This window comes from Eubacterium sp. AM46-8 (assembly GCF_003466705.1).
GTDB lineage: Bacteria > Bacillota > Clostridia > Lachnospirales > Lachnospiraceae > Lachnospira.
The window spans coordinates 59,251-85,345 of the sequence record NZ_QSEU01000007.1; the positions used below are offsets into that span (position 1 = coordinate 59,251).

The 26,095-nt window shown below is 36.9% G+C and carries 21 protein-coding genes and 1 pseudogene; 3 read left to right on the top strand and 19 right to left on the bottom strand.

Annotated features, from left to right (window positions below):
* From DW963_RS06315 to DW963_RS06345, 7 genes are all read right to left on the bottom strand, one after another.
* Window positions 1-990: a metal ABC transporter substrate-binding protein gene (locus tag DW963_RS06315; protein ID WP_117914382.1), complete on the bottom strand. Its 990-nt coding sequence runs from the start codon at window positions 988-990 to the stop codon at window positions 1-3.
* A gap of 81 nt (window positions 991-1,071) precedes the next feature.
* Window positions 1,072-1,368, bottom strand: a complete 297-nt coding sequence (locus DW963_RS06320) for a hypothetical protein (RefSeq protein WP_117914384.1) — start codon at window positions 1,366-1,368, stop codon at window positions 1,072-1,074.
* Between the two features lie 24 nt (window positions 1,369-1,392).
* Window positions 1,393-1,806, bottom strand: a complete 414-nt coding sequence (locus tag DW963_RS06325; RefSeq protein WP_117914386.1) for a Fur family transcriptional regulator — start codon at window positions 1,804-1,806, stop codon at window positions 1,393-1,395.
* Between the two features lie 107 nt (window positions 1,807-1,913).
* Window positions 1,914-2,264 carry a branched-chain amino acid transporter permease gene (locus tag DW963_RS06330; RefSeq protein WP_286169103.1) on the bottom strand — a complete coding sequence of 117 codons (351 nt, stop codon included), beginning with the start codon at window positions 2,262-2,264 and terminating at the stop codon, window positions 1,914-1,916.
* A gap of 44 nt (window positions 2,265-2,308) precedes the next feature.
* Entirely contained in the window at window positions 2,309-2,770 is a 462-nt protein-coding gene (locus tag DW963_RS06335; RefSeq protein WP_117914388.1) for an NUDIX hydrolase, read from the bottom strand.
* A gap of 5 nt (window positions 2,771-2,775) precedes the next feature.
* Window positions 2,776-5,286 carry a glycosyl hydrolase family 95 catalytic domain-containing protein gene (locus DW963_RS06340; protein WP_117914390.1) on the bottom strand — a complete coding sequence of 837 codons (2,511 nt, stop codon included), beginning with the start codon at window positions 5,284-5,286 and terminating at the stop codon, window positions 2,776-2,778.
* A gap of 20 nt (window positions 5,287-5,306) precedes the next feature.
* Entirely contained in the window at window positions 5,307-5,735 is a 429-nt protein-coding gene (locus DW963_RS06345) for a hypothetical protein (RefSeq protein WP_117914392.1), read from the bottom strand.
* 277 nt (window positions 5,736-6,012) lie between these two features.
* On the opposite strand from DW963_RS06345, the gene DW963_RS06350 reads away from it, so the two are divergent.
* The gene (locus DW963_RS06350) at window positions 6,013-8,190 is read left to right on the top strand and encodes a sodium-translocating pyrophosphatase (protein WP_117914394.1); all 2,178 of its coding nucleotides are present in this window, start codon (window positions 6,013-6,015) and stop codon (window positions 8,188-8,190) included.
* Window positions 8,191-8,254: 64 nt separating this feature from the next.
* On the opposite strand, the gene DW963_RS06355 is transcribed toward DW963_RS06350, so the two are convergent.
* Window positions 8,255-9,049: an AAC(3) family N-acetyltransferase gene (locus DW963_RS06355; protein ID WP_117914396.1), complete on the bottom strand. Its 795-nt coding sequence runs from the start codon at window positions 9,047-9,049 to the stop codon at window positions 8,255-8,257.
* Between the two features lie 121 nt (window positions 9,050-9,170).
* Between DW963_RS06355 and DW963_RS06360 the strand changes: the two genes are divergently transcribed.
* Complete coding sequence (locus DW963_RS06360; protein ID WP_117914398.1) at window positions 9,171-10,112, top strand: M15 family metallopeptidase; 942 nt, start codon at window positions 9,171-9,173, stop codon at window positions 10,110-10,112.
* A gap of 35 nt (window positions 10,113-10,147) precedes the next feature.
* Here the strand turns inward: DW963_RS06360 and DW963_RS06365 are convergent, their stop codons facing one another.
* The 10 genes and pseudogenes from DW963_RS06365 to DW963_RS06410 all read right to left on the bottom strand — a co-directional run bounded on the left by DW963_RS06365 (window position 10,148) and on the right by DW963_RS06410 (window position 23,807).
* The gene (locus DW963_RS06365; protein ID WP_117914400.1) at window positions 10,148-12,997 is read right to left on the bottom strand and encodes an ABC transporter permease; all 2,850 of its coding nucleotides are present in this window, start codon (window positions 12,995-12,997) and stop codon (window positions 10,148-10,150) included.
* Window positions 12,994-13,674: an ABC transporter ATP-binding protein gene (locus DW963_RS06370; protein WP_330634605.1), complete on the bottom strand. Its 681-nt coding sequence runs from the start codon at window positions 13,672-13,674 to the stop codon at window positions 12,994-12,996. The genes DW963_RS06365 and DW963_RS06370 overlap by 4 nt, the downstream gene beginning before the upstream one ends.
* A 66-nt stretch (window positions 13,675-13,740) precedes the next feature.
* Window positions 13,741-14,904: a sensor histidine kinase gene (locus DW963_RS06375; protein ID WP_117914404.1), complete on the bottom strand. Its 1,164-nt coding sequence runs from the start codon at window positions 14,902-14,904 to the stop codon at window positions 13,741-13,743.
* A gap of 18 nt (window positions 14,905-14,922) precedes the next feature.
* Complete coding sequence (locus tag DW963_RS06380) at window positions 14,923-15,597, bottom strand: response regulator transcription factor (RefSeq protein WP_117914406.1); 675 nt, start codon at window positions 15,595-15,597, stop codon at window positions 14,923-14,925.
* Entirely contained in the window at window positions 15,594-15,953 is a 360-nt protein-coding gene (locus DW963_RS06385) for a hypothetical protein (RefSeq protein ID WP_117914408.1), read from the bottom strand. Before DW963_RS06385 ends, DW963_RS06380 begins: the two co-directional genes overlap by 4 nt.
* Before the next feature lie 5 nt (window positions 15,954-15,958).
* Window positions 15,959-17,488, bottom strand: a complete 1,530-nt coding sequence (locus tag DW963_RS06390; protein ID WP_117914410.1) for a cellulase family glycosylhydrolase — start codon at window positions 17,486-17,488, stop codon at window positions 15,959-15,961.
* A gap of 90 nt (window positions 17,489-17,578) precedes the next feature.
* Window positions 17,579-18,924, bottom strand: a pseudogene (locus DW963_RS06395) (citrate/2-methylcitrate synthase).
* Between the two features lie 41 nt (window positions 18,925-18,965).
* Window positions 18,966-20,330 (bottom strand): MATE family efflux transporter, encoded by a 1,365-nt coding sequence (locus tag DW963_RS06400; RefSeq protein ID WP_117914412.1) that lies wholly within the window; start codon window positions 20,328-20,330, stop codon window positions 18,966-18,968.
* Window positions 20,331-20,536: 206 nt separating this feature from the next.
* Window positions 20,537-22,372, bottom strand: coding sequence for a beta-glucuronidase (gene uidA, locus DW963_RS06405; RefSeq protein ID WP_055214516.1), 1,836 nt, complete (start codon window positions 22,370-22,372; stop codon window positions 20,537-20,539).
* A 34-nt stretch (window positions 22,373-22,406) separates the two neighbouring features.
* Entirely contained in the window at window positions 22,407-23,807 is a 1,401-nt protein-coding gene (locus DW963_RS06410) for an MFS transporter (protein ID WP_117914414.1), read from the bottom strand.
* Between the two features lie 352 nt (window positions 23,808-24,159).
* On the opposite strand from DW963_RS06410, the gene DW963_RS06415 reads away from it, so the two are divergent.
* Window positions 24,160-25,371, top strand: a complete 1,212-nt coding sequence (locus DW963_RS06415) for a helix-turn-helix domain-containing protein (protein WP_117914416.1) — start codon at window positions 24,160-24,162, stop codon at window positions 25,369-25,371.
* Window positions 25,372-25,424: 53 nt separating this feature from the next.
* Here the strand turns inward: DW963_RS06415 and DW963_RS06420 are convergent, their stop codons facing one another.
* Complete coding sequence (locus DW963_RS06420) at window positions 25,425-26,087, bottom strand: GntR family transcriptional regulator (protein WP_117914418.1); 663 nt, start codon at window positions 26,085-26,087, stop codon at window positions 25,425-25,427.
* Window positions 26,088-26,095 lie beyond the last annotated feature (8 nt).

The window sequence follows — 26,095 nt, forward strand, 5'->3', positions numbered from 1 at the left end:
TTACTGTAATGCTTCCTTAAGCACATTAAGGTTATTCTGCATTACTGATAAATAAGTTGTTCCATTAGCTGCATCCTTTGATGTTGTTGACTGCAGCGAATCCATTTCAAGTGTTTTCTGATTCTTATTCCTGGTATTACTTATGATAGTTTTTGCAATTTTCTTATCAGATTTTTCTATTGTCAGTATGCTTTTAAGTCCAAGCTCATCAGTCTTTTTGCTAAGAAAAGATATTGTCTCAAAGCTTGCTTCACTCTCTGCAGAACAACCGACAAATGCTGCATAATAATTTAATCCATAATCATCAACAAGATATCTGAAAGGAAATCTGTCGCCAAAAAGAATTGTCTTTTTTGAAAAACTCTCTACTGCACTCTTATACTGGGCATCAAGCTCATCTAATTTCCCAATATACGAAGACACATTTGCATCATACACAGCTTTATGTTCTAAATCTATTTCTGATAAATTATCAGCTATTGCTTTGCACAGCACTTTGGCATTCTTTAAAGAAAGCCATACATGCTCATCATATTCTGGTTCTTCCTCTTCTTCACCAGATTTCTCTTCTTCCTCTGCCTGCATTCCTTCCACAACCTCTTCCTCTTTTACGCTATCTCCAAGTACATCAAGCAGATTAATAACCTTCATATTCTTGTTTACAGCTTCCTTAAGCGCGTCATCTACCCATGTATCAGACTCCCCGCCAACATATATAAAAAGATCACAGGCAGATATTTTCATAATATCGGCTGCTGTCGGCTGATAGCTGTGAAGGTCTACCCCATTATCCAGAAGCATTGTAATATCCATATCAGATGCCCTTTCTCCCGCAATCTGTTTCACCCAGTCGTATTCTGGGAATATAGTAACAACAACTTTAATTTTTCCATTTCCTGATGGATTTTTTGATAAATTCTGGCCACACGCTGTCAGACCAAAGACTGCCATAACAGCAATTAATAATATAGATAAGTATTTTCTTTTCATGAATAAATCCTCCTAAAAATATGTAAAAAGGGTGCAAAAATAAAAGGGTACACCTATACCCTTCAATCATAATAGGATTATTCAATCATTAAGCCGAACTTTTTTACTTATAAGAGAAATCTTAAATACAAGAATAAAACATACTGATATTCCGAGACAAACTGTGAATAACATTATGTTTATTGCATGAATAGATAAAGAAACACCATTACCAATATTTTTTAATACAGCCTCCGCCTGGTGTATGCATATACACACAGCACAGTCTTCACCTGTACAGTCATGGTTTAATTCTTTTTCAATATAGAAAAGAGAGAGAAATGTTACCGCCATTAATATGAAACAGGCTATTATGGCAGCTATTCTTTGCTTTTTCATAACATTCTCTCCTTCCTGACCTTATTATTTCCGGCAGTCACTACATAATCCATAAAAAACAATTCTTACCGGATTCATTTCAAAGCCATGATGTTCCATCATATGCTTTCTCAAGTTTTCAACCTCTTCACATTGCAAATGTATAAGCTTCCCGCACTTTTCACATTTACAATGATAACATGTACCAGCATGTACATGTTCTTCATCACCAAGATACTCAAAGCATGCACTGCTTGTTCCATCAACAGTATATTTTGCAACAATACCTTCTTCAACCATCTTCTCAAGATTGCGGTATATAGTTGTTGTTCCTACAGATATGCCTTTCTCTGTAAAATAATCACTTATCTCACTTACTGTAACATGTCTGCCCTCTTCTTTTTTCAAATAGCTTATCAATTCAGCCATCTGCTTTGTTTTATATTGTGCTTTCGCCATATTGTCCCCTCTTTCAATTTGAAAACAATTTTCATTTTATCAAAAAATTGTAATTTGTCAATATAATTTGAAAACAGTTTTCAAATTTAATCATCAATTCATTCTAATCACCTGAACACCAGCTGCACAAGCAGCATATAACATATCGTTCCGCCTGCGATAGAAACAAGCATCTGCTTTTTCCATTTGTGAAGTAGAACTGTCACAATAATTGCAATCAGTTCCGGCAGACCATAGCTGTAGCTTGTCACATTAACATTTTTAAGGCAGTACACAATAAGCATTGAGAATATAGCTCCCGGAAGCACCCTTCCAAGATAAGTTATGTACTTTGGAGTTGTCCTCTTTTCATTAAATATCATAAACGGAAGAAAACGTGTTGCCATAGTTCCAAGAGTACACATTGCATATATGAGATAGAATTTCTTCCACCCCATATTCTTGAACTTGTCAAGCATTGCTGCTAAATTACTCCATCTGTAAATATATTCAAACCTGTATTTTAATACAGATTGACCTGTTTTTCCACAAGTCTGCTGCCTTCATACTTAAGCTTTATCGAGAAAAATCTCTCCTCCCCCGAAAGAAGAAGGTTCAGAAATACCCTGTCGCCCTCCCATGTCGGAAGCTTGGGAACTTCTTCTTTATCAACCCAAGCCAGTTCTCCTTCATCACATTCAATAAGCTCACCTGTAAAGCCATCTGCCGTAAATACACACATAAGCTCTGGCTCACATTCATTACTTATAAATGTTACAAGTCCGCGGAATCTGTATGAAGTAAGCGTAAGACCTGTTTCTTCCTTTACCTCACGCACAAGACATTCCTCAGGAGTCTCCTGATTCTCAGCATGACCGCCTACTCCAATCCATTTACCTTCATTAATATCATTATGCTTTTTCACTCTATGAAGCATAAGATACTTCCCGTCCTTCTCTATATAACATAAAGTTGTAGTTATCATCAATTCTACCTTTCATGTCCGATTTTTTCAATTTCATAATTTCTGCATACAACATTAATACCTTCAGTCTTATCCCAGTCAAGACTCACATACACTTTCTTTTTATCAACGTCCCACTTAAGTTCATCAATAGTTATTCCGCATCTTGTACGAAGTCCCTTAACCATGCCGCTTCCAAGCTTGTCTGACCATGCCGGAAGCAGTTCAATTGTGTGTTCGTCCGAATATACAAGCATTTCATTAATAATTCCAACCAGTCCAAATGCAGTATCTGTACAATATACACCTTTGCTCCTGTCAGTATTGTGGTCTGTAAATAAAGTTGTGTAAAATATGTCACTGTGTACAAGCAGATTAAGTGTATCATATACAGCATCTGCATTTTTTAGACGCGCCTCAACTAATGCCTTATGTATCCAGCCATGTGAAGCGGTATCGTCTTTTCCCTTATTCTCACGATTTCTGTTAATAATTGCCTGACGGCACGCACCTGCTAACTTACTGTCATGCTGGGTCTGTAATGCCGGCCATGCCGGATAAAGATGGCTTATATGCCTGTGTGCATTATTCTCGCCATATTCCTTCATAGACCATTCCTTAACTGCCCCTGACTCATCATACATAAAATCAGGTAACATTCTTAGAAGTTCTTCTGCCTCTGACACAGCCTGTTCACATCCATCAGCCTTCGTATTATTAATCATCTCAATATACATATTAATTACATCCTTAGCTGCAGATATATCCATCGCAGCATTGGCAGTAATCGCACTATGATACCCCAAAGGCTTATTCTCTGGTGAAAATGACGGGATAATAAGATACTGCTCACCATCATTAAGACTGCATTTGCCCTTCTCATATCTTGCATTACCGTCTGTATCTGTGTAATACTCTGGATTTCCAATCTGTTTCCAGAAATTATAAGTCTTCTTAAGAAGCGGCTCATATACATCTTTTCTTACATCAAATGTATCTTTGCCATACATCTTAATCAGTGAGGCATCATCAGTTGTTATCGCGGCATCACTATAAGTCTGTAAGAATTCATATACAGGAATAAGCATCCAGGCTGCTCCGGCATTCCAGTACTGGAATGGATAATTGATATCGTACTCAACCATCATAGCCCTGTGTCCGTCAGTGTTAACCGGAATCAGCACAGCGTCCTTCATCCCATACACCATTGCCGCATTATTAACCCAGTCAGGTATCTGGCGCAGAATAAACCACATATAACCAACCCCTGCTTCATACAGTCCCGAACTGTTCATTCCTGAAACCTGAATATTAACATTTGCATCCATTGTGTACGCACTTCTCCACAACAGATTCCACTCGCCAACCCACAATCCACTGAGTCTAGGCGCTGTAACTCCTGCACATGCCTGCATTCCGTACAGACCGTTATAATATAATCTCTCCAGCAGCTGAGGTATAATATCATGTTCATTTTTCTGTAAATCAAGCAGTTCTTCATTAGCAAACTCTCCAGAATAACCGCCACCCAGCTTAAGTTCTATGTTATCATGTCCTAAGCTTACGGGTTCTTCTGTAATATCTGCACATTTGACTCTGTTAATACATTTGTCTAATAATGCAAATGTATCTTTATTCTTCACTCTGTCCCTGAACTCGCAATATTCTCCCATATCATCTGTCCAGTCAATATAAGTCACAAGCGTAATGCTTTGCGCATGTAAAATGTTAATAACTGGCGCAGTCTCATCAATACATGTGTATGCACGGCTGTCCTTGGGCTTTGATGAAACACTCATATCACCATCAGTCAGTATTCTTGTAACCCCTGCAAATCCTCCCTTTGCAAGCTCACTTCCCTCATATTCAGGATAATGCACAACCGTGCCTATTATGTCACCACTCACAAATCTTGAGTACAACATATTGCGTTCCGGTGCAGGAACATTGTTCTTCTGGACTCCGAATTTAGGCATAGACTCAAAATCGTCTATTGATACAGACATATCAATTGCCTTATCAGATATTATCTTAGTTATAATTACATTCTGTTTTCTGGATACAAATGTACTTCTGGAAACAGAGGTTTTATCAGCTTTAAATGTAGTATTTATCGTACCTGTCTTATAGTCAGTCCATCTTCTGTAATCAGAGATATCTGGCTGCCCTTTAATATCTGGCTGTTTTTCAATATCTAGCTGTCCATCAAGAACAATTCTTACCATATGCCCCGGATGATAACAGTACATATTAGTTCTTTTTCTGTCATGGATATTCCATGTGTCATCAAAATTAATAACCGACTGTCTTGCTTCCTCTAACTGTGATGTAACCTCATATGGCACATGTCTCGGTTCTTCCGATGGCATAACAAATTCAACATTCTGATATATAATGCTGTCCTCTACAGGCGCACACGATTCAAGCCCCCCAAGCCTTCCATTACCTGCTGCCATAGCTTCGTGCCACGGCACATCGGTAACATTATAATCATCATAAGGTTTAATCTGCCTGAAATGCTTAGAAAATGATATCATAACCTAGATATCCTCCTTTCTTACTTACATTCTTTCCCCTCTGATGTATTATCTTTCACTGTTTCTTTTTCATCTGAATCCCCCAGACTCTTGCAATACAAATACTTATGTGTTGCAAAAAGGCCTGCAATTGCAGCCACCCCGGTCAGTACCTCAAATCCCGATACATGTCCTACAATCATCTGTCTTGAGATGGCAAAAAGCAGAACTTCAATAACCGTACTCGGAGTATGAGTGCAGAGCATCTTTACAAACTCAACTCCAATTGCAAATGTCATAACATTCTCAAGAAAATACTCAAGCGTGGCATTACCACATCCTATTTCCAGTACACTTTCCACAATAAATTTTCCTGCAAGAAATATTATAGCTATCAGTAAAAATGCAGATAATACAATCTCAATATATGAAGCAGCCTGCTGCATAAATTTTCTTAATTTCATTTTCATAGGGTAAACTATCCTTTCAATTAATTTTATATATAGTGCCTTATTTAGGCATTAATTATATCTTATTCTTAATAATTAAGCAATTGTGTCCATATCGCTTTCATCAAATAATTTAATATAATTATATGGTGAATATGCATAATTCCATTTGACTTTCATAATGTTTTTTAGTAAACTTTAACAAGTTGGTGTTTTGAAGTATGATAATAAATGACGCCATATTTATTATCTCTACAGGCACGCGTAACGGACATAATTTTTTAACGAGGAGAAAAACATGGAAGCTTTATTAATTCTAGTCATCGTTGCAGCCCTGCTTGCGCTCGGTTATGCAGCATTCAACTTCATCGGTGTTAAGAATCTTGATGAAGGAACTGACCGTATGAAAGAAATCGCAGCAGCCATAAGAGTTGGTGCTAACGCATTTATTACATACGAGTACAAAATCATTGCAGTAGTAGTTGTTATTATTGCAGTCGCATTTGCAGCTATATTCACTGTCCAGTACGGAGAATTCAGCTGGGAGCCATCTGTATGTTTCATGATTGGTGTTATCATGAGTGCATCAGCAGGCTGGGTAGGTATGAAGATTGCTACTTACGCTAATGTAAGAGTTTCTAATACAGCCCGCAACACTAAGAACATTGGTTCAACACTTAAGGTAGCTTTAAAAGGTGGCTCAGTTATGGGTCTCTGCGTTGGCGGTTTCGCACTTTTAGGACTTTTCCTTGTATACATCATATTTGGATTTGGTCTTAACATGCTTGACATTGAGGCGCTCCGTGGTGCTCATGTATTCACACAGTGTCTTTCATGCTACGCACTTGGCTGCTCTATTGTTGCTATGTTTAACCGTGTTGGTGGCGGTATATATACTAAGGCAGCTGATATGGGAGCTGACCTTGTTGGTAAGACAGAAGCACACATTCCTGAAGATGATCCAAGAAATCCTGCCACTATCGCAGATAACGTTGGTGATAATGTAGGTGATGTTGCCGGACTTGGTTCTGACCTTCTTGAATCATTTGTTGGAGCTATATCTTCAGCAATTATTCTTGCGGTAAGTCTTTACCTTTCAAATGTAGCTAATAACCTTGAAGTTTCAGACGAAATGCTCTCTAAGATGATGTATTTCCCACTTGTATTCGCTGCAATCGGACTTATCGCATCTATTCTTGGTATCGCTTATGTTCTCTTAAAGAAGGGTTCTGATAATCCTCACAGAGATCTTAATATCTCAACATGGAGTGCTGCCGGAATTACAATTATCGGCGGATTCGTTGCTACATATCTGTTATTCAATGGCGAGAATGCAGATATTCTTAAGGTTGCAGGATTTAACATTGGTTTCATATCACCTTGGATTGCTGCTTCACTTGGCGTAGTGAGTGGTGTTATCATCGGTGGTATCGCAGAATACTATACAAGTTATGATTACAAGCCAACACAGACAATTGCACAGGCTTCTAAGGAAGGTGCAGCTTTAACTATTACACAGGGTCTTTCAGTTGGTATGAAGTCTTGTATGTACCCACTTATTGTTTTAGGTATTACAACTTATGTTTCATACGCAGTTTCAGGCATGTTCGGTATTGCTATGGCGGCCGTAGGTATGCTTTCATTCGTATCAGCAACTGTTTCTGTTGATACTTATGGACCAATCTCTGATAATGCCGGTGGTATTGCAGAGATGTCAGAGCTCGAACCTGAAGTAAGAGAAATTACTGATAAGCTTGATTCCGTTGGTAATACAACAGCTGCCATCGGTAAAGGCTTTGCTATCGGTTCAGCTTCACTTGCAGCACTTTCACTTATGGTTAGTTTCCTTTATGCATTCCAGCCAGAGGGAAGCAACCTCGACCTTAACTTCACTAACCCACTTATTCTTGCCGGTGCTTTAGTTGGTGGTGCTCTTCCATATCTGTTCTCAGGTATGCTTATTGAAGCCGTTGCCAATGCTGCCCGTAAAATGGTCGAAGAAGTAAGAAGACAGTTCAGAGACATTCCTGGTATCCTTGAAGGAAAGGCTAAACCAGACTATAAGACATGTATTGAGATATCATCTCAGGGTGCATTAAAAGAAATGCGTATGCCTGCTATCATCTCAATCATCTTCCCTGTAATTGCCGGATTCCTTTTTGGACCTTACTTCGTAGGAGGACTTCTTATCGGTGCTACTCTTTCAGCTATCATGCTTGCTATCTTTACAGGTAACGCTGGTGGTGCATGGGATAACGGTAAGAAGTACATTGAGTCAGGTGCTATTGAAGGACAGGGTAAAGGCTCTCCAGCACATGACGCAGCCGTTGTTGGTGATACTGTAGGTGATCCATTAAAGGATACTGTAGGACCATCTCTTGATATCCTTATCAAGATTATGTCTACTGTTTCACTCGTTGCAGCAGTAATGTTCTACAACTACAATCTACTTTACCTTATCTTTGGTATAAAATAATATTTTATATAACGGAATTGGGGCGACAGACCGATTGGTCTGCCGCCCCTGTTTTTATGTATATTTACTTAACAAGTGCTTCCCAGCGCTCCTTTGGAATTGAACTGCTCGTCACAATACATTCAGGGTCTGGTGCAATGACATGCCTTACAACTTCAAACACCGCCTGTGCATCACACAGCAGGCTCTTTGCGTCACCAAATGTCACTTCACGTACAGCCTTACAGTCAAGAAATACCTGATTAAGCTTAACGAAATCCTCTGATATGTGAGGCTGGTCTGCGTTGTAATGCTTTCTCATATATGAATCCTTAATGCTGCCATCAGGCATTACAATCTGTAATTTCATCGGCTTATCTGATAATCTGTGTGGTACATTAAGTACCTCTTCAACACTATGAATAAATGTATTACGCTCATGTCCTACTCCAACAAGCAAAACTTTTCCTCCACAGCTTCTTAACCTGTCATAACATCCGCCTGGTGTACACGGTGTATTGTTGTTCTCCTCGCCTGCAAGATATTCTGCCGCTTTCTCACCAATTCCTGCCATACTGTGTGTAGGATGTAGTGACCTTATTACTCCATCTCTTTTAAGAAACATATTAGTAAGCAGTCCGACACATGATGGTGTTTCTTTAGGATTATATACTGGTGAGTCCGCATTTATATTCTTCCATGTATGTGTTGGAAGTAGTAAAAGTCCATGTCCGAAATATTCAATCCATGCATCAAGCACTGTATCTGCCCCGCCTTCAACTTCTCCGATAGATTTCATTGATGAATGAATAAGAATTGTTTCCTCGCCTGTTAAGCCCATATTCTCTACCTGCTTCTTTAACTGTTCTTTTGTATACATATTAGTCCTCGCTTTTCACATATCAATATAGTAAACATATTAACACATTTATCCTTGAAATATCCAGTAAACAATGCAATAATTACTTTTGAATAATTTAATTGAAAGGAATTAATTCATCATGACTAAAAGACGATTGACTCGCAGACAGCGTCAGGTAAGAAGAAACCGTATTATTCTCGCCTGTGCAGCGGCTGCTTTACTTATCATTATTATTGTAATAATATCAGTTTCTATGAAAGGCTGTTCTAAGTCTAAGAACGCAGATAAGAATGGAAAATCTACAACTGCTAAGGTTGAAGAATCAACACAGACAAAAGAAAATGAAAGCACCAGTGAAGAAGTTTCATCAACTGATACTTCATCTTCAATTATGTCAGATGCAACATCAGTCTCTGCTTCATCTGACAGTTCTGAATTTGCACCACCTGTAGTTCCATCTGGTAATACAGTTTCCAAAGGTACTACTTCTAAAGGCTTCCAGATTCAGGAAATCAATGGAGCAACTTATATTGACGGAGTACTTATTGCCAATAAGACATATGCTCTTCCTCAGGATTTCATTCCCACTAATCCTGACCAGCCTGTTAATGCAGACAGAAGCTCAACATGTCTTGACAAGACTCTTATGAGTGCATGGAACACTATGTTAAAGGATGCAACTGCTAAAGGTCTTAATATATATATTGCCAGTGGATACCGTTCATATAATTATCAGGTTAATGTATATAACAGATATGTTAAAAGTGATGGTGCTGCTGTAGCTGACACATATTCATCACGACCTGGCAACTCTGAACATCAGACTGGTTTATGCTTTGACCTTAACACTATTGAGGACAGCTTCCAGTACACTAACGAAGGCAAGTGGGTTAATGATAACTGCTACAAATACGGTTTCTGTATCCGCTTCCCTAAAGGCAAAGATTCTGCTACCGGATATCAGTATGAATCATGGCATCTTCGTTATGTAGGTGTTGACCTTGCAACTAAGTTATATAACAATGGTGACTGGTTATCTCTTGAAGAGTACTTTGGAATTACTTCACAGTATCCGAATTAAAAACATAAGGCGCGGAAAAATCCGCGCCTCAATTGTTATAATTGTTTAACAAATCTTCTTACCATTACCAGACATATCAGAATCTCTAACGGCATCAGTACTATAAACCACATCGATTGCCAGATACATTCATACATGCATATCATTACAATTTTATCTCTTTCCGCTCCTGTATTGATAAGAAGTTTAATCCTTTCTGTATACCTTTCCAGCCTTCCCTTCAGAATGATTGTACTTACCATAAGATATATTACAATTGCAGCAATTCCTGTAATTCCATATGTCATCAATGCTTCTATTGTCTTCTGTCTCATCTGGTTCTTTTCATCTGAATATGATGTATACGCAAATCCGGCTGAACCAAGATATGAAGAAGCAACATTATCTGTTGCCATTACAGACGAACCAAGATTATATTTTATATTAATCCGGTTAGGATTCATCTTTAATTTCATATAATCAGGCAGTTCATCAAGAAACAGGTATTTTTTAATAAGTTCATTCTGGCTGTCCAATGCATTATGCAAAAGCTGTGTTGAACCAATTACTGTATACTGGCCAAATTCAGGTATTATGTATTTGAATTTTTCTTTTATTTCATCAGTTACCTTTACTACTTTAACCACCTTAGTACTGGCTGCTGGTACAAGATATGTGTAAAATCCATACTGACTATACCACCACTCCTGTGAAATAATTGATCTCCAGACACCACTGTAATACTTATCTGAACCTGAAGCATCGAGCAATTGTTCTTTACTTATATTCCCAGCTTTATACTGATTATATATATTCATAATATAGGCATTATCATGTGTCTCGGCATATACATCTAAAATTTCTGTTATCTGCTGGTCAGTTATATTTTTACATATATAATCTTTTATTGATTGTGTATCTGTCTGTCCTTCATATCCATCAATTGTCTCCTCAAGCAATTTATTATAGGCATTGATATATTCATCGCCTGATTCGTAACTGTCATTTCTTTCTAAAACCATTTCATAATTATGAAGTTTAAGAGTAACACCATCCTTCATGCTGTCATCATATACCCCAGAATTATTTACATCCAGAAATACAACAACTTCTGAACCTTCTTTGAATCCATCATAATCCAGATTTCCCCCAGCATAATCATTAAGAGAATTATATATATCCTCCGGTTCCACATATCCGGCAGCAAAAATATATTTTTTATCTGCACCACCTGACTTTAATGATCTTGCCAATGATACACCATTTCCAACATTATCAGTATTGATACCTGTCCATGTAAATGTTCTTGCTGTTTCGTAATATCCCATGGTTATATCATCTATGCCATCTATATTTTTAAGATAATTCAAAACATCATCACTTATATTCCTGTACATGCAGCTGTCACCAAATTTAACATCATTAAAATAATATTCTGATATGGAATGATTCTGAAATGGAGAATACTCCCATGTATCAGGTATTTTTCTCTCAGTCTGCTCTGCAGTATACACATCACCTTTTTTCACAAGACTGGCTGTGTAATCATAATAAACTGTATATGAACGGGGAGTCTCTTTTACCGCATAACCCACAATATCAGGTTTATCCGTTATCCTTAAGTACTCTCTGTATGCAATGATACAATTAACGGCACATACAACAGTAATAACAGCCATTGCCAGAGAAAACACTCTTATTACTGCATTCTGGAAACAGCCATCAGACCACTTAAATCTTTTCGCAGTAGTTTTAACAAATGTTTTTTCTGTCATAACATTTTTAAAATTGTATGTCCGTTTTTTTCGGTTCAGGCTGCTTAATCTGTCCGTAATAATTTCCGACAGAAAACTGACTGCTACTGCAATTACAAGTGTCAGAATAATCCTTATCAGGGTATATTGTCCTATTGAGAAAAATGACACATTTTTAAAATATTTTATTAAAGCCTGTATGACATACCCTGTTCCAGATGCTATACCAAAACCTATGACTGCCGAAATTAAAAGTATAAATATATTCTCTGTTAATATCATAAAAATTATCTGCCCTTTATCAGCCCCAAGGCATTTTTGAATAAATCGGACATTTTTTCTTGTCTTATTATACATTGTAATCTGATATGATATTATCGTTATTCCAACAAGCATAATAAATACATAAATATAATTATTAACTTTTGCATATCCCCACGGCTTATAATCATACACATTACTATTATATGTAAAATTAAACTTAAGGCCTGATTCTTTTCTTAAATTCTCAGCTATACTGCTATAATCCTGTTCATCTATGAAACTTTGTAATGAATATGCATATATGTATGTTTCGTCTGTCGCAATATTGTCTGCCTCATTTTCCGTAACAATAATTCCCGGAAGCTTTTTACCATCATTCCATACATTTGTATAGCTGTTCATTATTCCGCACAGTGTATATTCTTTATCATTGAGTGTTATAATATCTCCAATGTCTGTGCCCTGCCCAAGCCTGATAAGAGAGTTCCTGTCTATTGCTGCCTCATTGTCATTATCCGGCATCTTACCTTTCTCAAGTGCTATACTGCCCATGCTGATAAAGCCATCTGACATTGTACCAATCATAATATCTGATGAATTGGTTCTATCCTTTACGCTTGTTACAGTTTTTGCAGTGTACACATTTCCGGTATAAGGATGGTTTTTAATGCTTTCGTTTTCCTCTGGCTGTTTAGACCTGTACATTACAAACCAGTCTCCAAAATGCTTTTTATTATCAGCCTTCTGCCAGTTTGACATATTTTCCTGCAATAACAGTACCCCTGTAACAAATGTAAATGCGAGCACTACTAATACCATGGACCTTAAAATGTTTTTAAATCTCCTGCGAAGTCCCTTAAATGTCAATGCTATAATTTTGCTGTTCATACCCCCACACCCCCTGTCACATTTCCATCTGTGATTGTGAGTATGCGGTTTGCATATTCTGCCATCTGCCTGTCATGTGTAACCATAACAATAGTCTGCTGATACTTAGACGCTGCCAGAGTAAGCATTTGGGCAACTGTTTCTGCACTCGCCGCGTCAAGATTTCCGGTCGGCTCATCAGCGAATATAACTGACGGATGTGTAATCAGTGCCCTTGCGATTGCAACTCTCTGCTGTTCACCACCTGACATCTGTGCAGGAAATTTATCCTTACAGTAATCTATGCCAAGTGATTCCATTAATTCAGTGACTTTCTCCTCACCAGCTTCCTCACTGTCAAGAATTAACGGAAGTATTATATTTTCATATGCTGTATATTCAGGAATCAGCTTATAATCCTGATATATGAACCCAATATGCGTGCGTCTGAATTTTGCCAGTTCTGAATTCTTAAGATTATCAATCTCTTTTCCTTCTATGTACACCTTTCCCTCATCTGGCTTGTCTATAGTTCCAAGAATTCTTAACAGTGTTGACTTGCCTGAACCACTCTTTCCGACAATTGCAGTAAATTCGCCCTTTCTTACTTCAATATCACACTGGTTCAGCGCATTAATCTTTACCTGTCCTGCTGTGTAAGTTTTAGATATACCTTTTGCGCTTAATATTATGTCCATATGCATCCCCCTCTCATCCCTGATTTCTATCTGGGATAATTATATCTTGTAAAACTTACATCCAGCTTACATGGACTGATATTTTGTTTTTAATCTGTACATCGGGAGTGTCACAACGAATTCAGCTCCACCATATTTTTCACTGTTACCAGCCTTTATGCTTCCATGATGTGCCTGCACAATAAGCTTTGACAGATTAAGTCCTATACCCGCCTTAAAATCCGCCGCACTACCATTAGTTTCAAATCTGTTAAATATACTGTTAAACTGCTCCGTACTTAATCCTTTGCCATTATCAGCAATCGTAACTACGCAGTCATCATTCTTTCTTGTTACATCAACATATACCTTAGTATTGTCATCTGCTAAATATTCCGCACAGTTGTCGAGAAGATTAATGAAACACTCAACAATCCAGCCTTCATCTGCGTACATACATAATTTTTCATTGCCATAATCCATAACAATTCTATTTCTGTCGACTACACTGCTGTTAATGCTTTCCTGAAGTATTGCCGCAACATCAACCTCATCACTTGTCATGACAACCTTTCCTGCCTCAAAGCGGCTTATATCAAGCAGCTTCTTTATAAAAGTTTTGATTCTAAATGCATTACCAGTACAATCAGCTATCTCTTTACGCTGCGAACTGTCATCACATTTTTCCTCAAGCATTTCCAGCTTCATAGTTATGATAGCCAGCGGTGTCTTAATCTGATGTGCTATATTCTCAATGAAATCCTGCATCTTCCTGTGCTGCTCTTTATTATAAATGTGTTCGTTCTCTAACTGCTTAGAAAGCCTCTCGTTGTCTGCATATACGCCACACACTTTCTTTACAAAACCCTTATGTCCAAGTCTGTAGCAGTTATATAATTCTGAACCGAGTGCAATTAAAAGGACTGCTGTTATTGCTATTAAAGCATACATTTCTCCATTAATTCTGCTCACATACGAAAAGCCATGGCTGCCGTATCCGGCACTTTCCATGGCTGTTCTACCCGCTCTGATATTGTTATCCGTTATCCCTGATGAAAACATTTTTCGTACAAATGTTTCACCATATGCATTATCATGTAAATACAATGCACCTGCCAATGCCTGCTCTTTAAGCCTGTAATATACTATAATTCCGGCTATAACAGCCGCATTAATCAATCCATATATAACAACGAAAACAGTCTGTCTTTTCCTGAATGCAGACAGTTTCTTCTTAACCATATTATCCATAAATCCCCCTGAAAGTTATTAGTCAATCCACCTGTAGCCCACATTTCTTATAGTCTCAATGTATTGCTGATGCTTCTCACCATATGTTCCAAGCTTTGCTTTTATTCTGCTCATCGCAACGGTAAGTGTGTTATATTCAACGAAATTACCGTGAATATCCCATATTTTCTCATATATAGCATCACGCCTTACGACTCTGCCTTTATTCTCTATAAGCATTTTTACAATATCGAATTCATTAGTCGATATATTTAGTTCATCACCCTGACGGCTTATCTTATATCTGTCAAAATCAACGACAATATCACCTTTCTTATAGATATTGCCTGCATTAAACTTGCTTCTTCTTAAGTTGGCACTTACTCTTGAAAGCAGTTCCTTTGTATAAAACGGCTTTGTTATATAATCATCTGCACCTATATCAAGCCCTGTAACTATCTCTTCCTCATTATCGCATGAAGTTAAGAATATAACCGGCACTTCTTCGCTTGATTTTCTTATCTTCCTGCATATGTCAAATCCGCTTCCATCAGGCAGCTTGACATCTAACAGAAACATATCTATCTGCGGATTGCCAATAAATTTATCTGCCTCACCGCAGCTTCCGGCAGTAACTACCTCATACCCCTTATCAGTCAGCAAAAGCTTAAGGCTTTCGCATAATTCCTTCTCATCTTCAACAACAGCTATCATAATTTCCGTCCCTTTTCGCATATCATGTCATACTGCTTATACATTTTCTGCACCTCATTTTCAAGCAGGTAATAATGCTTGATATATGGAACAAGCAGAATAAGAATTGCAATAGCAAGGACGAGCAGAGGCATGCTTAATGCAGAGTCAATTGCCCCTACTATCACATATGCACACACTGTCAGCAGCTCCAATATTGCAAATGTTATGGTTACAATCAAGTGTACAAGCCTTTCATGCTGAAAGAATGCCACCTGTGTAAGATGCTCCTGTTTAATGTATTTCCAGTCGCAATCTTCACCTGATTGTAACAATGAATCTATGTATTTTCTGTATGTTAAAATACGGTTTTTCATAACTATCACCTTCCCGATATCGCACTCTTAAACCATCTTCCCGTCTCAGACAAATCACCATCACTCCAGCCGCTCTTGGCACTGCAGCCAGATGATATAAGTGCTGATGTCTCTGCCTTATTGCTAAGACTCCATGCAATAAAACTCAGCTGATTGCTGTTCATGAAGTCAAGCCACTCGTTGGCAGATGCATAATCTATTCCACCATTGCCTGATGCGTCACATATACTACATTCGCTGATAAACACTGGAACTCCGGCATTAAGTGCTGTGCTTATCTTATTTCTTATATTTTCTTTATGTGTTCCTGCATAAAAATGTGCTACATACATAACATTTCCATCATCAAGCGTATTGCCGACAACGCTGTCAACATCCTGTGACCATGTATTAGTTCCTACAAGTATAAGTGCATGGTCATCATATTTTCTTATTGTGCCTATTACAGTCTCAGCATATGGCTTAATATCTGAATTCCAGTCTGCACCTACAGGTTCATTACATATTTCATATATTACATTGTCGTGACCTGAATACTTAGATGACATTTCTGCAAAGAAATCACATGCCTCCTGAGTATGTCTTGATGGTGCATAATTAAGCACATGCCAGTCTATGATTACATACATTCCAATCTGTGTTGCATAATTAACACCGTTATCAATAATCTGCTTTAATTCCGCTTTATCTCCACCTGAAAGATATCCATTATATTCTTCAGGGTACATAGCAATTCTCACTACATTTGCACCCCAGTCATCCCTTAAGGTTGCAAATGCATCATAATTAACATAGTCTGGATACCATGATATTCCATGTGTGCTTACACCTCTCAGCTGAATAACATTACCTGATTCATCAGTTAATTTCGTGCCGGATACCTGAAGTCTTCCTGTTGGAACCGTTGTTACTATGCCTGCATTGCTTCCCGTATCAGAGTTATTTCCTGAATCATTTCCAGAATCACTTCCACCAGGCTGTGCTGTATTTCCATCATTAGCAAGCACAATCTCCTCACCTGATTCAAGCTTGAAATCAAGGGTATATTTCGTAAGTCCCTCCTTAGACGCAGAACTTATAATTAATCCCACATTATTCATCTGTGCCTGACTCTCAATTATCTTATTATAATCAACCGGCACGACACTCCACTCTGAATCAGATGTATCAACTGTACAGTTCCAACATTGCTCTAAAGTTGTATTACTTATTGTATTAAACTTAAATGTCCAATCCGATATCTTTACCGCCTCTTTATTATCAATAACAAGGTCGTACTGTGCATAAAATCTGCCATTGCCCTCCCACGAATTAGACTGCTTAAACTGCATTGTTACAGATGTCTGTACCTGTTTTCTTTCATCTTCCTTAGCTGCCTCTGTCACAGAATCTGTCTGTTTCTCATTATTCACCGTACTTTCTGCATTAACACTTTCTTTATGTTTCCCTGATTTTGATAATACTGCAAATGTAACAGCTAATCCTGTTGCAATTATAGCTATAACTATTATTATACATAATTTCTTTCTGTTCATCTTATGTTTTCCCTCCCCCATTTTTTTATTATAACAAAATATACAAAAATACACCATATCCTGCATTATAATCAGAATATGGTGTTAAAATTATCTTTTTTCTCTGTCAATATATTCTTTTTTAGTTACAAGACTCTTATATGCAGGACGTATTATCTTATCTGTAGTTATTAATTCTTCCAGTCTGTGAGCACTCCAGCCAACTATTCGGGCTATAGCAAATAAAGGTGTATATAACTCTCTTGGTATATCAAGCATATCATATACAAATCCACTATAGAAATCTATATTAGGACTTACTCCCTTATATATTTTTCGCTGTTCAGCTATAAGCCTTGGTGCAATTTTTTCAATATTATTATATAAAAGCATATCTTCATTGCGTCCCTTATCTGTTGCAAGCTGCTCCACGAACCCCTTAAACACTTTCTCTCTTGGATCTGAGATAGAATATACTGCATGTCCCATACCATATATAAGACCTTTTTTGTCAAATGCCTGCTTGTTAAGCAATTTATCCAGATATGCAGCTATTTCTTCTTCATCTGCATAATCTTTAACATGCTCCTTAATATCATCCATCATATTCATAACCATAAGATTAGCGCCACCATGTTTCTTTCCTTTTAATGATGACATAGCTGCAGCAATAACAGAATATGTATCAGAACCAGAGGATGTTACAACTCTTGTAGTAAATGTAGAGTTATTACCACCACCATGTTCCATATGCAACAGTAATGCGATATCAAGAACCCTTGCTTCCAAATCCGTAAAACATGTATCTGGTCTAAGCATTCTAAGGAAATTCTCAGCTATAGATAATTCCTTTTCTGGTCTGTGAATATACATGCTCTGATCTTTCTCATAATGATTATACGCATGATATGCATATGCTGCAATCATCGGAAATGTTGCAATAAGCTGCATACTCTGTCTAAAACATTAGGTATCTCCAAGTTATCTTTTTTCTTATCATATGAACCAAGAGTCAGAATACTTCTGGTCATTGAGCCCATTATATCCGCTGTAGGAGCCTTCATTATAACATCTCTTGTAAAATTAGTTGGCAGCTTCATACACTCTGATAACTCGTCACGGAATTCCTTTAACTGGTCATTGTCAGGAAGTTCTCCAAACAAAAGCAGATACGCTCCTTCTTCAAAAACATATTTTTTCCCCTTGCTTCCTGCAACAAAATCCCTTATATTGTATCCTCTGTATGACAGTTCTCCATCACATGGACACTTTTGACCATCACGGTATTCAAAAGCTTTTATGTCAGATATATTAGTAAGCCCTGTCAATACTCCCTGACCATTTTCATCTCGTAATCCACGCTTTACGCCATACTCCGAATACAGGTTCTTGTTAATACTATCATTGTTTTCACAAAGAACCGCCATCTGCTCCATGTAATTATCCATATTGTTCATTCCCATTACCCCTTTCCTGCTACTCATTAAAAATTTTTATATTATTCATTTTCAGATAATATATTATTAAACTTAAACATAAATACCATCGTTGTTACAATAGCCGCAATAATATCACTTACCGGCTCTGCAAGAAATACAGCAAATACTTTATTTGGAAAAATCAATGGTAATATGAATATAAGCGGTATCAACAATATAAGCTTCCTTAAACATGCCAGTATAAGACTGACTTTTGCCTGCCCCAACGCCATAAAACTCTGCTGGCAGCTTACCTGAAATCCCATGGCAAATATTCCTGCCATATATATTCTCAATGCCCATGCTGTATAATTCACAAGTATTTTGTCACTTGTAAATATGCCGGCAAACAGCTGTGGTGTAAGCATCATAATTGCCCAGCTTATACATGTAAATATTACACATGCTTTAAACTGCGTAAAAAATGCTTTCTTAACCCTGTCATTATTCTTTGCTCCATAGTTGTAACTGATAACCGGCTGTCCACCCTGACATATTCCCTGTAACGGCATAACAATAAGCTGATTAGTGCTTGTTATAATTGTCATTGCTCCTACCGCAAGGTCTCCGCCGTATCTGGAAAGACTTGATGTAAAGCTGATTGACAAAATACTCTCTGTAGATAACATTACAAATGTTGATATTCCGAGTGCAAGACACGGTCCGATTATCTTCGCATCAAGTCTTAGATTAGCTTTCTTAAGACGAAGGATTGTCTTGTTACCAGTCAGGAAATGCAGAATCCACACAGCTCCGACAGCCTGACTAAGCACTGTTGCCAGTGCCGCTCCTCTTACTCCCATATTAAATACAAATATAAATATAGGATCCAGAACAATATTAATCACTGCACCAATTACTGTAGTCAGCATGCTGATCTTAGCAAACCCCTGTGTTGTGATAAACATGTTCATTGCCATAACAATCAGGACAAATACGCTTCCGAGAATATATATTCTTGCATATGACAGAGCATACGGAAGCGTTGCATCACTTGCGCCAAACCATCTTAAAAGCTGTGGTGCTGATACATAAAACACAGCCGTCAATACAACCGCACATATCATTATAAATGTAAAACAATTTCCTATAATTCTCTCAGCTGTATCATTGTCCTTCTTTCCCATAAATATTGCTGCCCTTGGTGCTCCTCCTGAACCGGCAAGCATTGCGAATGCATTAATAAGCATAAGTATGGGAGTGAAAAGTCCGACCCCTGTAAGAGCATTAGCCCCAATACCCGGAATATGTCCTATATATACACGGTCAACTATGTTATACAACAGATTAACAACCTGTGCTACAACTGCGGGAATTGCAAGCGAAGCAAGAAGCTTTGTTATATTTCCCTCTCCCAGATTTCTCGTCATATTATTATTCTTCATATTAAACCTCTTAGCTCTGTTTAATTGCCTGATATCTTTCTCACATATCTGACCATTAATTTATTTAACTATAATATCATTAATTATTTATATAGTATATAGATTTTTATCTGTTTACGAAATTTTCATAAATACCCACATTATAAAAGCTGCCACTCATTTGCTTTAAAGTGGCAGCTTTAGTATAACATTTTTATTATAATAATTTATTTTGTCTTATAACCAAATTCAGGAATTGCACTCCATCTGTTACGGAAGTAATGAGCAACCATCTTTGGTTTTCTGTCTCTTGTGAACAGTCCCTTCTTATTACCTTGTACTCTTAACAGGCTCTGGCTTGTTGCAAAGTCTGCGAAGTTCCATGCCTGTTCACCTACAACAAAGTCGAATTCATCAAATACTTTATTATTCATCTCATAATATTCTACCTGATATTCTTCTGTATACATAACAGATGTTGTATCATGGAGTCCGCTCACTGTATCAGCTCCATATTCTGTGAACATAACAGGCTTTCCAAGTTTGCCCCAGTCTGAGAGTTCTTTACGAAGTCCGGTCTCTGACACCTCAAGATCAGGGCCACCAAAATACCATCCATAATATCTGTTAAGGCAGATTACATCACTTAATTGAGATGAGCAGTCTGTATCAGCAGTTGTTCCCTGAACACTTACTAATGTACATGGTCGTTTCTGAGGATCTAATTCTCTTGCAAGATCATATAAAGGCTTAAAGTAGTCATATGCACCTTCTGCTGCTGAATCAGGTTCGTTAGCTATGCTCCACATAACAACACATGCATGGTTCTTATCTCTTGATATCAAATCACGGATAACGTCCTTATGATGTTCCTGTGTCTGCACTCCATGCTCCTTATCAAATGTTCCTATTCTCTCTCCACCAAAATTAGCTCCTCCACCGAACTGAAGATTAACTCCTACTGCTGTTGTTTCATCAATAACAACAATACCTTCTTCATCACAAAGTCTCATCATCTCCTCACTATAAGGATAATGACTTGTTCTGAAGCTATTAGCATGCTGCCACTTCATAATTGATATATCCTTTGTATTCATAGGCAGATTTATTCCACGACCATTAGGAAATGTATCTTCGTGCTTTCCGTAACCTTTAAAGTAAAATGGCTTTTCATTAATTAAAAACTTTGTACCATCTACTCTTACACTTCTTACACCATATGGAAGTGTATACACATCCTGTCCTGCTGTAACCTTTATCTTATAAAGATAAGCATTTAATGGCTGCCATAATCTTACATTACTTATCTCAAATGTGCCTTCTGACCCTTCTGTTTCTGAAAGCTTTGTGCCTTCTTCATCAAATAATTCAACTTTACATGTTATGTTGTTGTAATCTTTTCCTTTAATTTCAACATTATAATTAAGTACTGCCGATGGTTCTTCTTTTGTGAAATCAATGTCAGCTGTAACTGTAATATCATTAATATATGTCTCAGGTGTTGTATAGATTTTTACAGGTCTTGTAATTCCACAATAATTAAAGAAGTCAAAGTTAGGATTGTTCTGTGGTTTGTCAGATGCACCTGCACCCATGCCCCCCATCATTCCACTCATCATGTTAGCCTTACCACCAACTGGCAGAGTTGTGTAATCAATAACATTATTAACCGCAATGGTAAGGAGATTATCTCCATCCTGTAAATGATCATTTAATTCTACTTCAAATGGAAGAAATCCTCCTTTATGCTCACATATCAGTTTGCCATTGAGATATATCATGGCATAATGTGTAACTGCTGCACAACGTAGTACAATTCTCTGGCTCTTTACATATTCTGGAACCGATATATTTCTCTGATAAAATACCCATCCATAATGATCCCTGAAATCTGTTCCCTCCTTGAGATCATTATAAGAAGCTGGCACAGGCATAGTATCCGCATCTTTCAAAGGTTTCTCATACCACTTTTCTTCAAAACCTTTTCCGTTATCTAACTTAAAATTCCAAACCCCACTTAAATCGCTTAATAATCTTGACTGTGTTAAAACTGGATATAACATAATTAATTCCTCCTGATTTATATTTATAATATTTTTACTGCTGTTCCTTAGCTGCTCTAATTTCTTTTAACTTAGCTGCATTTGCTTCTACTCTCTTTTTATTCAAAGGATATAAGAATATTAATGCAAGCAATAATAATGTCATTCCGGCTGCCGGCATAAGACATGTCACATTGTAGATTCCGTCAATAACCTTAGGATCAAATGCTGTAGCTGTTGTATAACCAACAATCGAAAGAAGTACACCCGCTAAACCTGATGAACATGCCTGTCCTAACTTTCTTGCAAATGAATATACTGAGTAAATTGTTCCATCCTGACGTACACCATTCTGGACTTCTGATTCATCGATAACATCCGTAATCATAGCCCATATAACCATGTTAAACATTGAAGTACCGATTGTTGCTATAATTATTAAAGCTATCCAGATCCATACATTATGTGTGTGAATTATAAATAATGTTATAAATGAAGCTGCACTGATAATACATCCTATAACTGACAATTCTTTCTTTCCAATTTTTGATGCAAGCTTTGTAATAAATGTTGAAAGTAAAAGTATTACTATTGTTCCTGAAAGACTTGCAATCGACATTGCTTTTATGTTGCCAAAATAATTAGGATAAATATATGCGTTCATGTTACTTAATGATAACTGTGCAAGTAAAAATACCAGTGCACAAACAATAATACCTATTAATGATCTGTTATGTGCAAGTTCCTTTATAAGCTCGCCAAACGAAAATTTCTGTGTGTTCTGTCCAACCTTAACTCTTTCCGTTGTCATTTTGTAGCAAAGCAAATAGCAGATTACTGCTCCTATTGAACATGCCAAAGCACCAAGCATCATTTTCTGACCGGATAATACTGAATTTCCTGCTTCATCTGTATAATACACTACAAGTGGTAATACAACTCCTATCGCAGTCTGAGCAAGTGTAGCTCCTATTGTTCTCCAGTTAGAAAGAGAAGTTCTGTCTGTCGGATTGTCTGAAATCGCTGATGCCATTGAACCATAAGGAATATTAATTCCTGTGTAGCATATACTTCCCCAAAGAAGGTAAGTGAAAAACATCCAGAAAATCTTAAATCCCATCGGCATATCTTTAAACCATGTCGCATACATCAGAAATGATGCTAACGCAACAGGACCACACATTCGTCTGAGCCATGGTGCAAATTTGCCTTTCTTTCCCGGCCTGCTCCTGTCAACTATCTGTCCCATTGTTACATCAGTTATAGCATCAACAAATCTTGCCGCCATCATCATAAGACCGACCAGTGCTGCTGAAACCCCCATAACATCAGTATAAAACTTCAACAAAAACATAGCTGATAACAAAAAAGTAAAATCGTTACCGAAGTCACCAAACATATAACCAAGCTTGTCTTTTATACCAAATGGCCTCACCTTTCCATTGTTATCTGTCATAATAAAACCTCCATCACTTTATTAAATATTATAGATATTTTTTCTTTAAAGACCGTCCTTAAATATTATGTGCACTATTGTGTGCTCTCTTTTCTATGTCTTTATATTAACCTATAAATAACATACCCGTTATTACAGATTTTAGTATATCTAGTATTATTTTTACCCATACATTTTTTATGGCAAAAATTGTACTATAAAAAACCAAACCGATACTAACATGTCAGTATCTGTTTAGTAACATGTTAGTATTAGTCAGTGTGACATGTCAGTTTATTTTTATGCTTTGAATTTTTGTTTTCTTCTGTTATTATAATATAGTAATAAAAACTGATAGAGATTGGAGGTTTATATGGACTATAAAGTATATCTGGACTACACCATGGAACTATTATCTAAGATAAAAATCCCATCTTATATAATTGACACACCATTTCTCTGGGATGACAGATATGATGGTGAATTAAGAAAAACTATCCTGAATGATGCATTTTTAATTAATCATAAAGAAACATTTCAGAACTTTATTAACTGTTCTGACAAAAATAATACAATTCTTCTGATGCATGACAGTTTTGCCTGTGATTATATATATATTAAATTGCCCGACTCAAAAAAGGCTTTCTTTGCCGGACCTTTTTCATTTGAAAAGTTTACCAATCAAAGAATTGTTGATTTATGTTCATACAATTCAATACCACCAAGATTTACTGATTTTATGCAGCTTTATTATGCCGCACTCCCGGTATTTGCAGATGAACGATGTATAGAAGCAATAATAAACTGTTTATGTAATAAATTGTGGAACAGTTATACAATTGAGAAAAAACATTTTCTAAATAAAAATGCTTCTGAATACATGTACAATGATTATACCCCCGAACCGACAAAGCAATCCATTGAGGTTCTAGAACAACGCTATAATGATGAATCTCTTCTGATGGAATATGTTGCTCATGGTGATTTTGAATCAATTGACAAGCTTGCTCATCTTAATTCATCTGGAATTAAGCCCCGCCTGTCAGATTCAATCCGCGATAGAAAGAATTTCATGATAATTCTTAATACCCTTTGCAGGAAAGCTGCCCAATCAGCATATGTTCATCCTATTCATCTAGATGAGATATCACGCAAATTTGCTATCAGGATAGAATCCTGTACCACAATTGCCCAGCTTGAAACCCTGGAAAATGAAATCACGCGTAAATATTGTCTGCTTGTTCAATCTTATTCTTTAAGAAAATATAGCAAACCTGTCCAAAATATTATTAATTATATCTCGTTTAACCTTACTGATGATCTCAGCCTTAATACTATTTCTGCTGAATTTGCTTTAAACAGCAGTTATGTATCTTCTCTGTTTAAACGTGAAACCGGCTCAACGCTCACTAATTTTGTTAATAATAAACGTATTGAACACGCTATCTACCTGCTCAATACAACCAAGCTTCCTATACAGGACATTGCTGTACAATGTGGAATTACAGATGTTAATTATTTCACCAAGCTTTTCAAAAAAATCAAAAACATGACTCCTTCTCAATATAGAGAAATGATTCAATAAATAAAAACAACCATCTGGATACTTATTGATTTCCGGTATCCAGATGGTTGTTTTTAATTGTTTTCAAAATAATCAGGATAAATTATTCTTAACTTATCAATCTCATTAAAAATTCTGTTAATATGTCCTTTAATAACACGAAGATACATTCTTTTATCTTTTTTCCTTATTGCATCTATAAGCATCTCATGTTCCTCATTAGTTTTAACACTAATAGAACTATTAAGTTCTGCTAAGAAACGTATTCTGTTATAATGACTCATCTGCATTTTAATTATATTAGCAGCAAGCTGTTCTCCTGAGCTTTCATATATAAGTTCATGAAAAGCATTATCGATTTCAATCCTTGGAACTTTTTCGTTACATTTATCATAATTAATGAGACGGCTGTTTAATTCTTCCATCTTATCAAGCATATCATTGCTGACATGCTCAAAAACCGGGTCTACCATCCCCACTTCAAGACTTTTTCTGACAAACCATTCCTGTTCGAAACGTCTGCAATTAATACTTGCAACATACGTGCCTGACTGAGGTATTATTTTAAGAAGTCCCTCCTTTTCAAGATTTACAATTGCCTCTCTTGCCGGTGTTCTTGATACATTATACCTTACAGCTATCTTCTGTGCACTTATTGAATCCCCAGGTACAAGCTTGAAATTCATGATATCGTATTTTAATTTTTCGTATGTGTCTTCGTTTAATGATTTTTCCATAACCCTGC